The following is a 14,206-nucleotide window of genomic DNA, read 5'->3' on the forward strand; positions in this document are numbered from 1 at the left end:
CCCGATCCGACATCCGATCCGCTTCTTTCGCACCCCGACTCCACGATGGGAGAACACACATGGACGAGAACGCCCGCTACCAGGTCCTGCGCAACGACGAGGACCAGTACTCGCTGTGGCTGGCCGACCTGGAGGTCCCGGACGGCTGGCAGGCCGTGGGCAAGGAGGGCACGCAGGACGAGTGCTCCGCGTACGTGGACGAGGTCTGGACGGACATGCGCCCGCGCAGCCTGCGCGAGCGCATGGACCGCGTCGAGTCCTGACGGCTGTGCCGCCCCCGACCGCCGCCCCGGCGGTGGGCCGGGGGCGGCGGCCGGGCCGCGGGACGCGCTGACGCCGGGGCGGGGCCGCGCGCCGCGCCCCGGCGTCAGCGCGGCACGCCACGAGGCGCCGTGGTGGCACCAGGCGCCCCGCCCCTCACCTCTCTCGTTCCGCTCCTCCGGCCCGGTGGCCGCCGGGCGCCAGGGCGGGCGCCATCCAGGAAAGGACCCGATATGACTCCGACACTGCGCACCGAGCGCATGACTCTCACCCCCTACCGACCCGAGGACGAGGACGCCTTCGTCGGACTGCTGCGCGACGAGGAGGTGTGCCGCTGGATGGGCCAGGAACGCGCTCCCGAGGCGGACCTCCGGGCCGTGTTCAAGGTGATCATGGACGAGATCTACCCGCAGAACCGGTTCGACCTGTGGGCCGTGTGGCTGGACGGCGCGTACGTGGGCCACGCGGAGATCAAGAAGACCGGCAACGTCGACGGCTACGAGATGATCGCCGCCTTCGTCCGCGACAGTTGGGGCAAGGGGCTCGGCTCGGAACTGGTCACAGAGCTGATCCGCTACGCCGCGCGGACGCTCCGGGTCGACCGGGTCTACGGCATGGTGGGCGCGGAGAACGCGGCGAGCCTGGCGCTGTGCGCGCGGCTGGGCTTCACGTTCGTCCGCGACGTGGTGGGCGACGACGGCTCGGTGACGAAGATGCTGGTCGTACCGACCGGGGCCGCCCCGAACGAGACCGCCCCCAAGGAGGCCACGGACCCGGCCGAGGGGGCACCGGGGCGCGAACCGGCGCTTCGGCCGAGCCCGCAGTCCTGAGCGCGTCCCGGAACCGGCCGCCGTAAGCCGCGACGCGCCACCACGCCGTGGCGCGGGGGCGGCGGAGATCCGCGCCGGGCGGGCGGGGGCGCACGTACGCGGCGTACGTGCGCCCACGCCCGCGCGGGCCGGACGGCGGTGCCACCGCGCGGCACCCGCCGACGGGGCCGTGGCCTCCGGCGCGGCGCGGCCCTGGCCGTCGTCCTGGCGGGGGCGTCGGCGCGGCGCTCACCGACGCCGTGCCGAGCCAGTCGGCGCTGCCCCGCGGCCTCGACACGGAACCGGGGCCCGGGTGCGGGCGACGCTCGTCGCCGGCGGTCCGACCCCGTCCCGGCTGCCGGGTTGACAGCCTCGTCCAAGACGACAGCGCTCGACAGCGCCGAAGGCGAAAAGTACCGCCACCGGCTCGCCAAGTGACATGACGTCAGAATCCGCGATGCCTACGCTGGCTCTACCACGCGCGTACCGCTCTCACGCCACGGACACCCAAGCGATCACAGGTATCTCGGGAGCCATCAGTGAAAAGTGCACGAATCGCGCTCTGTGCTCTGCTCGTCACCGTCACCGGGGCTGTCGGCCTCTCGCCCGCCACCGCCTCGTCGACCTCGGCACCCCGCGGCGCGTTCACCCTGACCAGCGCCGCGTTCGCCGACGGCGGCGTCATCCCCAAGGTCCACGAGTGCACCAGTGGCGGGGGAAGCGACCCCGGCAAGAGGAACGAGTCCCCTCCCCTGACCTGGTCGGGCGCGCCGACCGCCGCCAAGAGCTACGCGATCGTCATGCGCGACGTGGACAACTCCAACCTCATTCACTGGGTCATCTACGACATCCCGGCGAGCACCACCACGCTCCCCCAGAACGTCGACCACGCGTACCGGCCCTCGACGCCGGCGGGGGCCAGGCAGGTCTACTACCGGGGTAGCGCGAGCCTCTACGGATACCAGGGCCCGTGCTCGCCATCGACGGTGAACACGTACGACTTCGTCGTCCACGCGCTCGACCAGGCATCGCTGACCAGCCTGAACGCCAACTCGTCGACCCGGACCGCCGCCCGGGAGATCGCCGCGGCGTCGATCGGGTCAGCCAGGATCACCGGCGAGTCGTAGCACCGCCGCGCCGGCATGCCGTTCCGCCTCCCCAGCGACCCTGGCGGAACGGCCCGCCACCGGGCCGGCACCGGACTCACGCACCACCCCTGGAGCCCCGCCGTCGCGACCGGCACCCCGCCCTCCGGCGCGACCGACCGTCGCCGCTCACCGCACGGCGCTCGCCGCTCCTCAGCGCCGCAGGTCCACCGCGAGCGAGTAGAGCCGGGTCGACTGGCTCTTGCGGCCGTTGTTGTCGGCGACCAGGTACAGCGGGCGCGCGCCCTTGTGCTCGCCTTCCGTCCACTGGGGACCGAGGGCCATGCCCTCCACGTTCTGCAGGATCGGGTTGCTCTGCGGCTCGTCCGACGTCACCCCGCCGTCCGGGCACTTCCGCAGGTCGAGCAGCGGTTCCGACCGCTTGTGGAGCAGGGCGTCGGCCGTGCCCTCGTCCAACGCGTCGATGTCCGTGACGTCCACGGCGTCGGCCACGTCCACCACGTAGACGCGAATGCCGTTGCCCAGGCCGCGCAGGTAGCCGCGCTCAAGCGCCAGCAGCCGCGTGTCGTCCACGGCGATCAGGTCGCTGAGGTAGTGCCCCTCCTCGGTCTGGTAGGCGAACTGCCTGTCGGGCACGTAGTCGCCGCCCGGCCTGCCCCTGAGGCGCTGGATGCGGACCTGGTGGCGCCCGTGGACGTCCGTGTCGCGGATCAGCGGGCCCTCGGCGCCGGTGTACAGGTACGTGCCGCTTGCCGTGACGGTCAGGGATTCGAGGCTGCGCGAGCGTGGGGCCTCGCCGCGGGGCGGCGGGTAGAACGCGTCCGGCAACGCGAAGTCCCTGCCGATCTGCCGCCCGGTGGCCAGGTCGAACCGGCGCAGCGCGGGCCCCCGCTCGGCGGTGGCCAGCACGGTAGCCCCGCCCTTCTCGATGACCAGGCCCTCGCCGTCGAACTCGGTGAACTTCCCCCCGTCCGCCCGGTAGAGCCCGAGCACTCCCGTGACCTCCGGTCGCAGCGACTCCGGGGAGCCGAGCTGGAGACGGAACAACTGCCCCGGCTCCTCGTCGCGCAGCGCGATCGCCCCGACGTCGGCGCCCCCGGTGAGGGCCAGCGCCGACAGGCCCTCCACCTTGGTGCCCTGCCACTCGTCGTGCTCGTTCAGCGCGTCGGAGACGCTGAGGAGCGAGGCTTTGCCGCCCTTGCCACAGGGCCCGGTGAGCACCGGCGCGGGCTTGGCCTCGGGCGCGCGGGCCGGTCGGCCGTCATCGGCCAGTTCGTGGCCGGTGAGGCCGCCGGCCGCCGCGACACCGGCCAGCACCGCCCCGGCCGCGGCGAGCCGCACCCTGTTCCAGTACGGAACGTGGGGCGGTACCGGCTCCGCCGGGCTCAGCCGATTGCGGATGAAGGGAAGCTTGCCGACGTCGTGGGAGTCCTGCTTGCCGGGCAGCGGCATGTTGCGCTTGCCCAGCGACCGCCTGATCGCGGCGTAGACGTCGTCGAGGGAGAGGTGTTGTTGCTCGGCGCGGTCCGGCACGCCCTGCCGGATGACGTTGAGCAACTCCCCGGTGAAGGCCGTGTAGGGCTCCCCGCTCGGCGCCATCGCCAGGGCGTTGCGCGGCGTCGCGGTCATGACGTACGAGCCCTCGATGGCCACCAGGTCGTCCACCTCGTGGGAGGACAGGCCCTCGACCGCGTTGCCGCTGTAGCAGCAGTCGAGGATCACGACGCGGCGCCCGATGGTCGCACGGTGTTCCAGCAGGATGGCGCGGAGCGTCGCGTACCGCACCGCGGTCTCGCTGTAGTGCCGGTGGGTGGCTCGGTGGGTGAGGTGGAGTTCGCTGTTGCCGTGCAGGACGCCGTGGCCCGCGTAGTAGATCAGCAGTGTGTCGGTGGCCAGTTCGGCGGCCTTGCGGATGGGCAGGGTCACGTCCTCGACGGTCGCCGGGTCCGAGACCACCTTCATCCGCTCCGGCGGGATGCCCCACACGTCGGGGTCCCGTAACTCCCGTGCCAGTGCCTCGACATTGCGCGCCACGGAGGCGAGCCGTGGCAGTTCCCGCTCGTTGTACGTGCTGACGCCGATGAGGACGCAGGCCGATCTCGCGGGGTCGATCCGCTGGGCGAGCCCGTCCCGCGCCGGCTGCGCGCCCGAGGCCACCGCGGCATCCGCTCCCCTCATGCCGGGTCCTCGCGCAACAGCTCGTCCAACGCCCGGCGGACGGCGCCCGGGTCGCTCACGTCGACGCCGGTGAGCGTGACACGCCGGCCGTCCCGCTCGACGGTCAGCGATGACTCGCCACGGGTGGCGTGCGCGGCACGCCAGGTGGCGATGGCCACGGCGAGCGCCCCGAGCTGCACCGACGAGTCGAAGACGAACTGGATGACGTCGAAGGCCCCACCCATCTCGCCGGGCCTCGGCGCCGCGCCGAGTCGTCGTAGGTGAACGCCGTCGGCCCGCAACCGCGGTGCGGCGTCGCCGAGCCACTGGTACAGCGAGTGAGGGTCGTTGTCGTTGCTCGGGTTGTGCACCCGAAGCTGGATGTTCATGCCTTGCCCCCGTGATGTGAGCCCATCCGATGCTCGCACTCCACACCTACCCACCGAGCCGACTCCTCGCGCTCGCGGCACGGTCGACGGGTGGTGCCGTACAAGTATGCGACGAGGTCGACTGGCGGGCGCAACTCGTGTTCTCGCGCACGCACTTGGGGAGGGGTGGCGCCCGGACCGGGGCGGCACGGCCGGAAGCCGGCACGCCCCGAAGCTGTCAGGAACCGCGCACACGTCCGCCACCGCACGCATCGCCTCCCGCACGGTCACCCCCGACGCCGGAAGGTCCGACCACTACCCCGTGTACGCGAGCATCCCCCTGCCCGCCACCTGACCTCGGCCGACCTCGGCGAGCGGGGAGGTACAGGGCAGGGCAGGCGGCGCGGGTGGGTCGGCCAGAGCGCGGTCTGGCCGACCCGAGGAGGTCAACGGCCTCTCGGACGCCCCGAGAAACCGTTAACGCGCTCGCCGACCGCCCGCTCGCCTACCGGACCCGCGCCCACCACATCGCGAGGCCGATGACGGCGGTACCGCACGCGTACGACGCGCCGCGCAGGAAGTTGGTGGCGACGAGTCGGCCGTAGCGCCGCCATCGGACTGCTGGACGCTGCCTCATAGTCTGCACGTGGAGCCCCTTTCGTGAACACACGATTCGACGGTGGTTCCGCGCGAGGGAGCCCCACAGCCGCAGGTTGGTCGCCGGATGGCTGCACTCGGGCTCCCTCGTGCCCTGCCGAGCTTACGAGATTGCGCGCTTGTGAAATCACCCGGGGTGCCTCATCTCCCGACCGCGAACTCCCCACGGGCCAACGGGCGGTGGCGGCAGGAGCCGCCGCGAGAGAGAAGTGCCAGGTCGCGCCGTACGGGCCGGGGCGCCGCGACCCGCTCGCGCGTCGGCCCGTCGACACGTGTGGTGCCTGCCAGTCGTCGGCTCGTTCAACGCCCCGCGCTGCGCGAGCGGTTGCCCTGACGCGGGCCACGCGCACCGGGCGGGGTGGTGCTGGGAACACCTGAGGCTTGGGGGCGCGCACCCGTGTGCCGCGCGGGCCCGTACGGGAGCGTGTTACCCGTGCCAGACGGCACACGGGACACCCGCCGGGGCCGCGACCGACGCGGGCTCCACCATGCCAGGGGGAACACGATGAACCGCGTCCCGATACTCCTCGACCCCGCCCGCCCCCGACGGCCGGGCCCGGCCGACCCCCGCTCCCGGCGGGTTCCGCACCCGGGGCGCGAGGCGCCACAATGCCCTTGTCCGCGCGGATACACGGGTCCAGGACGCACCGCCACGACCGCGCCCAAGACCGGAGGTAGCGCGCATGACCAGTCAGTTCGACGGTCTGGCCGCCGACTACGCGCGCATGGCGCCCGAGCATCCGGTGCGCGCGTACGTCGAACGACACACCCTGCTGGAGACGCTCGGCGACGTGCACGGCACCCGGGCCCTCGACCTGGGCTGCGGCGCTGGCGTGTACACCCGGTTGCTGCGCGAGCGCGGGGCCGTGGACGTCACCGGCACCGACGTGTCCGAGGGCATGCTGGAGATCGCCCGCCGCCGCGAGCGCGCGGACGGACTCGGCGTGCGCTACCTCCGGCGGGACGCCACCAGGGCGGAGGACCCGGTCGACACCGCGCTCGACGGCGCCTTCGAGCTGGTCGTCAGCGTGTACGCGCTGCCGTACGCGGCCACGGAGGAGGAGCTGACCACCATGTGCCGCACGGCGCACCGGGCGCTCGACCCCTCCGGCGGACGCCTCGTCGCCGCCACGCTCGACCCGGACATCTCCGCGGAGCCCGGGTACTACGACGCGTACGGGTTCGAGGTCTCCGCGCTCCCGGACGCCGACGGCGCGGCGGCCGACGGGGCGCCGATCCGGCTGACGCTCCGGTGGGCGGACACCGTCATCCCGCTCGACGTACGCCGGTGGTCGGCGCCGACCATCGAACAGGCGCTGCGTCGCGCCGGGTTCGACACGGTCGAACGGGTCCGGCCACGCGTCTCCGACGAGGGGCGACAGCGGTTCGGTGACGCGTACTGGCGTGACTACCTCGACCGCCCGCACCTGCTGATCCTGGACTGCACGGCAGGCCCGACCGCGCCCCACACCGCCACCCCCGACCCGGACGTCCCCGCCCCGTGACGCGGCCGTGTGCCGTCCTGCGTCCGTTGGCGGCGGCGCGCTGCGACCGGGTGCGTGCGTGCGGGCGCGTGGGTGCGGATGCGCGGGTGCGTGCGGGGGCCTTCGTCACTGCTGCGGTCAGCACGCTGGTGGGGTAGGGTCGCGCCGAGCGTGACCTCTGCGGCACCCCGGAACGCGCAGTGCGCGGGGATGCCGGTCCCGCCGCCTCGGTGACCCGGATGGTGGTCGCCGACGGCACCACTCCCGGCCAGGAAGCCCGGTCGGCATCCGGCCCTACCGGTCCCGTCCGTACCGACCCGGTCCGACTCCAGACTGTCCGATCCGGGCTCGATGTGCCTCGATGACGAGCCGAGCGAACCGCCCCAACGCCTCACCCGTTGACGGACAAGTGGCTTCTTAGCAGGCGAGTTGGCCCGTGGGTCACGGCGTCATCGTCACGCCGGGGCCGTTCGCCGGACACATCGACAGGACCCCATCGAGCGCGTCCCACCAACGCGCACACCCGCCACGAAGGGAAACACCCGACATGAACGTGCCCACCCGCCTCACCGACTGCCCCGAGCGTCAGATGCTCGCGTACATCCTCGACCACACGCGGGCCGAACTGATCGACACGGTCCGCGGCCTCTCCGAAGCGGAGGCGCGCCAGCGCCGCGTCTCGTCCCTGACGACGCCGATCGGACTGATCAAGCACGCCGCGTTCGCGGAACGGAAGTGGTTCCAACACATTCTCGGTGGCCTGCCGGAAGCCGCGTGCGACGGGGCGATGGTGGGTGAGGACAGCTTCGTGGCCGGCGACGGTGAGACCCTCGCCGACGTGATCGCCGAGTTCGAGCGCGCCAGCGACCGCGCGCGGGCCATCGCCGCGGACATCGACCTGGACGCCACCCGACGCCACCCGTCCTGCGGCACCGTGAGCCTGCGTTGGATCTACCTGCTCATGATCCAGGAGTTCGCCCGCCACGCCGGCCACAACGACATCCTGCGGGAGCAGACCCTCGACAGTCGTGAGGCCGGTGACCGTCAACCCCGTTAGCCGCCGGGCCCGGGCCGATTCCTCACCCCCCGTCGCGGCAGCCGCAGCCGTAGCCACAGCCGTAACCGCGACCTCCAGGTGGTCGCCCTCCCGCGCCGGTCGGCGCCGCGCCGGCCGTGACCGGCGGGCTGACACCCCGCGCGACGCGGCCGGCCACGGCCTCAAGCCGAGGAGGACGGGGCCGAAGACGGTGTCGGGTACGGCACCACCGGGACGTGCGCCACGACGCGCCCCTCCTCGTCCTCCACGACCAGGGCGGTGATGGTCTCCTTGCGCAGAGCCGTCGTCATACGGGTGGACACGCGCGCGCCCGAGGTGGCGTTGACGCTGCCGCCGGAGGCGCGCGCCCCGTCGGCGTTGACGGCCATCAGCCGGTAGCTCTCACCCGACTTCAGCCCGGACAGGGCCACGGGTACCTCGGTGCCCCACGGGTGGCTGACCATCCTTCCCTCGCGTACCAGCGCCACGGACGCCGTGGGCGGCGGGTCCGCGTCCCCGGACCCGACCAGCGGGACGAGGGCCCCGGCCGCCACGATCAGGGCGGCGGCCACCCCCAGCGCGACGCGCCGGCGACGCGCGGGCCGGGCGGGCCCGGTGTCCGCCACGGCCTGACGGACGCGGGCGCCGAGTTCGCGCGCGGACCGGTCCTGCCGCGCGCGGGCCCGCTCGACCGACCAGTCCGCGCGCGGGTCCGCCCGGCGCAGCGTTCGGACCACGTCGTCGGTTTCGGTCTTCTCACGGGCGCACTCCGGGCACCGGTCGAGGTGTCGGGCCAGGTCCGTCGGCAGGGGTGTGCCGAGGAGCAGGTGCTCGGTCAGCGCGTGGCGGAAGGGCAGGCAGGGTTCGTTCATGGTGCCAACCACCCGTTCTCCTCCAGGATGAGCCTGAGCGCGCGTACGCCGTAGTACAGCCGGCTGCGCAGGGTGGACGCCGGTACGCCCAGCTCCGCACCCAGCTCGGCACAGGTACGACCGCCGAAGTACACCTCGACCACCGCCTCCCGGTGTTCTGGGCTCAGTCGCCGCAACGCCTCACCGAGTTGGACGCGTTCCAGTAGCTGATCGACGGCGTCGGCCTCCGATGGTCGTTCGGATTCGGCTACGGCGTCCCACACTTGGTCGCCAGTCAGCCGTCGCCCTGCGACTCCGGGCCGGGCGGCCCACCGGGCGTGCGCGATGGCCACGGTGGCGCTCGCCCGGTGGCTTCGGAGCGCTGCTGGGGCTGATCGTTCGTGCGCCGAAGTGCCGTGCCGCGTCCGCCCGTTCGCGATGTCTGTCGGCTCGTCGGCCGCGTTCACCAGGGGATACGCGGCGCCGCCGCGCGGTGTTGAAGGGGAGCGGATATGTCCGTCCCAGCGTGTCCGCGTGCGGGGCGGTGCCGGTCAGCCGAGGGAGTACGGGGCGGGCCGCGGGGCCCGCCAGGTGGGCGTGACCGACGGGCTCACGCCGTCGGGTCGGCGAACGCGGGCCGCGTGCCGTACTTCGCGACCGCCTCGGGGTCGAGGGTCACGCCGAGGCCGGGGCCGGCGGGGATGTCGAGGTAGCCGTCGACGTCGAGTCGCCAACCGCCCGCGACGAGATCGTCCACGTAGGCCGACCCGGTCTTGTACTCGACGAGGTCGGTGGACACGAGCGCGGCGGAGAGGTGCAGGTCAGCGGCGAGACCGATGGCCGTGTTCCAGCCGTGCGGGATCAGTCGGATACCGAGGTCCTGGGCCTGCCAGCCGATCCGGCGTGACTCACTCAGCCCGCCTCCCTTCGTGGTGTCGGGCTGGACGATGTCGAAAGCGCGCCGTCGCAGGTAGGGGGCGAAGCCCTGCCTGCGGGTGAGGACCTCGCCGCCGCTGATCGGCACGGGCGAACCGGCCCGCAACTCGGCGAAACCGTCGAGGTCGTCCGGCGCGAGAGGCTCCTCGAACCAGGCGACCTCGTGGTCGGCGAGCATCCGCGCGGTGCGCTTCGCCCAGGCCAGGCCGCCCGGGAAGAATGCCTCGGAGCCGCCGGCGTCGACCGCGAGGAGGCGGTCGCCGACCGCGGCGCGGGCGGCGGCCACGGTGCGCTCGTCGGTGGCGGCGTCCACCCGGCCGAACTTCCACCAGCCGATCTTGAAGGCGGTGAACCCCTGCTCGACGAGTGCGGTGAGGGTGTCCGTCATCGGTCCGGCCTCGTCCATCAGCACCGAGGCGTAGGGGCGCACCCGGGTGCGGTGGCGTCCACCGAGCAGCCGGCCGACCGGCTGGCCCAGCGCCTGGCCCGCGATGTCCCACAGCGCGATGTCGATGGCGCTCGTCGCGTGCGTAAGCGAGCCGCCCCGGCCCATCCAGAACGCGGTCTGGTGCAGCGTTTCGGTGATGCGCTCGACCTCGATCGGGTCCTGGCCGACGAGGTGCGGAAGCAACAGGTCGATGGCGCCCCGGACGAGGTCCTCGGTGGTGAAGGCGCTTCCGACGCCCGTGACGCCCGCGTCGGTGTGCACGGCGACGAGCGTGTGGACGACGTCGTCCGGGCGCAGTTCGTTGGACCAACCGCCCTCGGGGGTCGCCCCGCGCAGACCGCATGTCTCGATCCTGGTGATTCTCATGAGTGCCTCTCGTGGTGGGTGCTCGCCGCCCCGGACGCCGACGAGGCGGGGGCTGTTTTCGGGACCGTACCCGACCCGGCAGGCAATTGTCGACAATCGACCATTGGGTTACAGTCTGCCGAGACGCCCGTCATGGGCGGGACCGACAGCACCCGGGCGGCGCGACACCATCCCCGCCCGCGAGCCCGCGAGCCCGCGAGCCCGCGAAACAGACAGCTCCACGGCCCCGCCGATCGCCGGAAGCACCTCTCCACCGACTCACCCCGCGGCCCCGGCTCCCCACCGACCCGAAGGAGCACGCTCGATTGTCGACAAAATACGATCCCTGTTACGCTGCGGCCATGTCCGGTCTCTCCGCGCTGCCCGCGCTCTCCTCCGCGTCCCTCGCCTCCCGCCGGGAAACCGTCGCCGACGTGCTGCGCGAGGCGATCACCGTGGGCCAGCTCCCCGCGGGCCAGAAGCTCACCGAGGCGGGGGTCGCCGCGCAGCTCGGCACCAGCAGGGCGCCGGTCCGCGAGGCGCTGCGCCAGTTGGAGCAGGAGGGGCTGGTGATCTCCTACCCGTACCGGGGCACGGAGGTGCTGGGCGTCTCCCAGGAGGAGATCGAGAACGTCCTCGTACCGGTCCGCGTCTCGCTGGAGAAGTTCGCCTTCCGCAAGGCGATGCCCCGGCTGACCGACGCCGACTACGCCCACCTCGAGTCGCTCGTCCGCAACATGGCTGCGGCGGCCGAGGCGGCGGACGCCGCGTCGCTCGCCGACGAGGACATCCGCTTCCACGAGGCGGTCGTGACCCTGTCCGGGCAGCAGCACTGCCTCCAGATCTGGCGCTCGATCCAACCGCGCGTGCGCTCCTACTTCCGGCGCGACGCGAGCCACTACGCGGACGCCACCGTGGTCGCCGAGCAACACCGCGAACTCGTCGACGCCCTGCGCGCGGGCGACGAACAGGCACTGGACCGCGCCGTCACCGCGCACATCAACACTCACTTCAAAGCCACCAAGGACCCCGCGGAATGACCAGGACGATCCTGATCACCGGCGGCGGCAGCGGCATCGGTCGCGCCACCGCTCTCGAGGCGGCCCGTCGGGGCTGGGCCCTCGGCGTTCTCGACCAGGACGGCGGGCGCGCCGCGCGGGTGGCGGCCGAGGCCCGGCGCGTCGGCGCCTCCGACACCTGGTCGGCCGCGTCGGACGTCACCGACGAACGGAGCCTGGCCGACGCGTTCGACGCGGCGGGCACCGCGCTGGGCCCGGTGGACGGGGTGATCGCGAGCGCCGGCATCGAGATCAACGAGCCCCTGTCCCGCATGTCCCTGGACACCTGGCGCCGCGTGCTCGACGTGAACCTCACCGGCACCTTCCTGACCGTACGCACGGCCGCCCAGATCCTCCGGGACGCCGGACGGCCGGGCTCGCTGGTGTGCATGTCGTCCCCGGCCGCCTTCGTCGGCTTCGCGGGCGGCTCGAACAGCGCGTACGGAGCGTCCAAGGGCGGGGTCTCCGCGTTCGTACGGGCCGCCGCCATCGACCTGGCCCCGCACGGCATCCGCGTCAACGCCGTCGTACCCGGTGCCACCGACACGCCCATGCTCTACTTCGGCCTCGGCGGCGCCGAGTTGGCGGCCGAACGCGCGCGCCTGAGCGACGCCGCGGCGCGCCAGATCCCGCTCGGACGGATGGCCGACCCCGCCGAGATCGCCCGCGCCGCCACCTGGCTGCTCTCCGACGACGCCTCGTACGTCACGGGCAGCCACCTGGTGTGCGACGGCGGCCTCATGGCCAAGAGCGCCAACGACTTCTGACGGTCACAGGCCGGCCCGGAGGCACCGGGTGGGCGAGCGCGATGTGCGCCAGGCCGAGGGACGCGGCGCGGCAGCGGGTCGTTGCCGGATCTCCCGTGGGCCGAGGCGAGGGGGCCGCCCCGGGCCCGCGCCGTTGGTCGACCTCTGACGGCGCGCCCGGGGTACGGAGCGGGGTGGGCCGGTCGAAGGTCGGTACGTGCCTGGGTTCCACTCGTCCGGCGGTGGCCGTGGACGGCGCATCGGGACGGCGCTCGCGGCCTCCGGCATTCCTTCGAGCCGTGCCGATATCGGCCGCCCTGGCCGCCAAATTCACCCGTTCGGATGATCTGTCCGTCCGACATCAGGTCGACATCGTCCGGCAGCCGGGCTTTCATACGGCAAAAGTTCCGGACACGTTCTGCAAATCGGTCGTTCGCAATCTCTCCTGAGCCATTGCGGGCCCCGAGACGATCGCATTCTGTCATGCGGTCAACCGCGCGACATCGTTGCCCGCGAGGCGCCGCGTTGACATCGGACGCCATGCCGGAACGGGCGAGTTCGCTTGCATGACGCGGGGCCGGGACCTGGGATTCGGTGGCGCCCCGGGCGTGATGCCGAGCGCTAGGGTCACCAACCGTTCGACTTGCGGATTGATTCGGCATCCGGGGAACACGACGTTCGCCCCACGCACCCGTTCCGTCCCAACCAATTCCCCCGCCAGCCACTTCCGTTCCCATCCCAGCCATCGCCTGACGACCTCGCGACGACCAAGGAGCCCCCGGCGTGCCCCCGTCCACCCCGCCGCCCTCGGCGCCCCGTTGTGCCTACTGCGACGCGGAGTTCACACAGCACACCGGCCCCGGGCGCCCCTCCTCGTACTGCGGCACCACCTGTCAGCGACGGAGCCAGCGACGGCGTGCGAAGCAGCGTGCCCTGCTGCACGACCTGGACGCGCCGCCCAGCGTGACGGAGCGGCTCCGGTTGCTCGTGGCGGAACTCGCGGACGCGGCGGAGGCGGACGCCGGGTCGGAACGCCTGGTGTCGATCGCGGGCAGGCTCGTCATCGAGGCGGCCCGATTAACCACCGCGCACGACGGCAGGCCCAGCAGGCCGGCGGCCGAGTCCGGGAGCTTGGCCGTCGAGGACGCCGTCGAGAACCTGGGCAGGGTACTCGCCACCCTGCACCGGTCCGCCGGGGAGCCCACGACAGGCGCGCTGGCGGACGCCACCGGCCTGCCGGCCCACGCCATACGCGCCGCCCTGGCCGGGAGTTGGGCGCCCGCCTGGGAGGCGACCGCCTCGCTGGCGCGCGCCCTGGACGCCCACCCGGGGTTGGTTCGGCCGGCCTGGGAGCGGGTGCACTACCAGTTCCTCAACACGCGGGACGCCTTCCCCGCCGCCGGGCTGCCGGCCCGCCGAACGCGTCCCACCCCCTGGACCAGGCCGTGACCGCGCGGCAGACCCGCGCGGCGCGGGACCCGCTGGACTTCCTCGCCTTCCGGGAACTGGTCTCGCGCGCCTACCTGCGTTACGCGCGGGCCCGCCTCGACGCACCGGCCCTGGCCCAGGCGGCGGTGGACGCGGCGTTCGCCGACATTCGCCGCTGTTGGCCCCAGGCCCTGAGCAGCGCCTCCGCCCCACAGGCCGCGTGGCGCCACCTGCGCCACGCGGTCACCCGCTACCCGGGCCACGAGGCCGCGTCCCAGCCATGGCTCGCGGGGGCGTGCGAGGACGCGGCCCTTCTCCACCGGCACGCGGGCATGTCGGTGGAGGACATAGCCAGTGTCATGGGGGTCTCCGTCGCCTGCGTCCGGGTACTCCTGGCCCGAGCCGACCGGGAATGCGCCGGGCGCGTCCGCTGAGCGCCGGGTGCACGGAATAGCCCCCGCTTCGCGCCGGTTTCCCCCCGCACCTCCGCTCGCTCCCCCGCGATCTCCGCCGGGA

At 73.0% G+C, this 14,206-nt stretch carries 15 protein-coding genes; 9 read left to right on the plus strand and 6 right to left on the minus strand.

Going from position 1 to position 14,206, the window contains the following annotated elements:
* The first annotated feature begins 59 nt into the window (after window positions 1–59).
* The 3 genes from H7H31_RS01750 (at window position 60) to H7H31_RS01760 (ending at window position 2,197) form a co-directional block, all read left to right on the plus strand.
* On the plus strand, window positions 60–263 hold the full coding sequence (locus H7H31_RS01750) for an MbtH family protein (RefSeq protein ID WP_176165474.1): 204 nt from the start codon (window positions 60–62) through the stop codon (window positions 261–263).
* Between the two features lie 231 nt (window positions 264–494).
* Window positions 495–1,091: a GNAT family N-acetyltransferase gene (locus tag H7H31_RS01755; protein ID WP_187065127.1), complete on the plus strand. Its 597-nt coding sequence runs from the start codon at window positions 495–497 to the stop codon at window positions 1,089–1,091.
* A gap of 518 nt (window positions 1,092–1,609) precedes the next feature.
* Complete coding sequence (locus H7H31_RS01760; protein ID WP_187065128.1) at window positions 1,610–2,197, plus strand: YbhB/YbcL family Raf kinase inhibitor-like protein; 588 nt, start codon at window positions 1,610–1,612, stop codon at window positions 2,195–2,197.
* 171 nt (window positions 2,198–2,368) lie between these two features.
* Here H7H31_RS01760 and H7H31_RS01765 read toward each other — a convergent pair whose 3' ends face one another.
* The 3 genes from H7H31_RS01765 to H7H31_RS01775 all read right to left on the minus strand — a co-directional run bounded on the left by H7H31_RS01765 (window position 2,369) and on the right by H7H31_RS01775 (window position 5,347).
* Complete coding sequence (locus H7H31_RS01765; RefSeq protein WP_187065129.1) at window positions 2,369–4,354, minus strand: caspase, EACC1-associated type; 1,986 nt, start codon at window positions 4,352–4,354, stop codon at window positions 2,369–2,371.
* Window positions 4,351–4,722 carry an effector-associated constant component EACC1 gene (locus H7H31_RS01770; RefSeq protein WP_187065130.1) on the minus strand — a complete coding sequence of 124 codons (372 nt, stop codon included), beginning with the start codon at window positions 4,720–4,722 and terminating at the stop codon, window positions 4,351–4,353. Before H7H31_RS01770 ends, H7H31_RS01765 begins: the two co-directional genes overlap by 4 nt.
* Window positions 4,723–5,206: 484 nt before the next feature.
* Entirely contained in the window at window positions 5,207–5,347 is a 141-nt protein-coding gene (locus tag H7H31_RS01775; protein WP_187065131.1) for a hypothetical protein, read from the minus strand.
* Window positions 5,348–6,041: 694 nt separating this feature from the next.
* Between H7H31_RS01775 and H7H31_RS01780 the strand changes: the two genes are divergently transcribed.
* Both H7H31_RS01780 and H7H31_RS01785 read left to right on the plus strand, forming a co-directional pair.
* Window positions 6,042–6,863 carry a class I SAM-dependent methyltransferase gene (locus H7H31_RS01780; RefSeq protein WP_187062505.1) on the plus strand — a complete coding sequence of 274 codons (822 nt, stop codon included), beginning with the start codon at window positions 6,042–6,044 and terminating at the stop codon, window positions 6,861–6,863.
* A 526-nt stretch (window positions 6,864–7,389) separates the two neighbouring features.
* The gene (locus H7H31_RS01785; RefSeq protein WP_187062506.1) at window positions 7,390–7,899 is read left to right on the plus strand and encodes a DinB family protein; all 510 of its coding nucleotides are present in this window, start codon (window positions 7,390–7,392) and stop codon (window positions 7,897–7,899) included.
* A 161-nt stretch (window positions 7,900–8,060) separates the two neighbouring features.
* Here H7H31_RS01785 and H7H31_RS01790 read toward each other — a convergent pair whose 3' ends face one another.
* From H7H31_RS01790 to H7H31_RS01800, 3 genes are all read right to left on the minus strand, one after another.
* Window positions 8,061–8,750 carry a hypothetical protein gene (locus H7H31_RS01790; RefSeq protein ID WP_187062507.1) on the minus strand — a complete coding sequence of 230 codons (690 nt, stop codon included), beginning with the start codon at window positions 8,748–8,750 and terminating at the stop codon, window positions 8,061–8,063.
* Window positions 8,747–9,196 carry a sigma factor-like helix-turn-helix DNA-binding protein gene (locus H7H31_RS01795; RefSeq protein ID WP_308284292.1) on the minus strand — a complete coding sequence of 150 codons (450 nt, stop codon included), beginning with the start codon at window positions 9,194–9,196 and terminating at the stop codon, window positions 8,747–8,749. The genes H7H31_RS01790 and H7H31_RS01795 overlap by 4 nt, the downstream gene beginning before the upstream one ends.
* 143 nt (window positions 9,197–9,339) lie before the next feature.
* A complete protein-coding gene (locus H7H31_RS01800) occupies window positions 9,340–10,479 on the minus strand; it encodes a mandelate racemase/muconate lactonizing enzyme family protein (RefSeq protein ID WP_187062509.1) in 1,140 nt (379 codons plus the stop codon).
* A 341-nt stretch (window positions 10,480–10,820) separates the two neighbouring features.
* Here H7H31_RS01800 and H7H31_RS01805 point away from each other — a divergent pair, with 341 nt between their 5' ends.
* From H7H31_RS01805 to H7H31_RS01820, 4 genes are all read left to right on the plus strand, one after another.
* Complete coding sequence (locus tag H7H31_RS01805) at window positions 10,821–11,498, plus strand: GntR family transcriptional regulator (RefSeq protein WP_187062510.1); 678 nt, start codon at window positions 10,821–10,823, stop codon at window positions 11,496–11,498.
* Window positions 11,495–12,283, plus strand: coding sequence for an SDR family NAD(P)-dependent oxidoreductase (locus H7H31_RS01810; RefSeq protein WP_187062511.1), 789 nt, complete (start codon window positions 11,495–11,497; stop codon window positions 12,281–12,283). Before H7H31_RS01805 ends, H7H31_RS01810 begins: the two co-directional genes overlap by 4 nt.
* A gap of 762 nt (window positions 12,284–13,045) precedes the next feature.
* A complete protein-coding gene (locus tag H7H31_RS01815; protein ID WP_187062512.1) occupies window positions 13,046–13,711 on the plus strand; it encodes a hypothetical protein in 666 nt (221 codons plus the stop codon).
* A complete protein-coding gene (locus H7H31_RS01820) occupies window positions 13,708–14,124 on the plus strand; it encodes a sigma-70 region 4 domain-containing protein (protein ID WP_187062513.1) in 417 nt (138 codons plus the stop codon). Before H7H31_RS01815 ends, H7H31_RS01820 begins: the two co-directional genes overlap by 4 nt.
* The last annotated feature ends 82 nt before the right edge of the window (window positions 14,125–14,206 follow it).

The sequence above is a fragment of the Streptomyces buecherae genome (genome assembly GCF_014295035.1).
GTDB lineage: Bacteria > Actinomycetota > Actinomycetes > Streptomycetales > Streptomycetaceae > Streptomyces > Streptomyces youssoufiensis.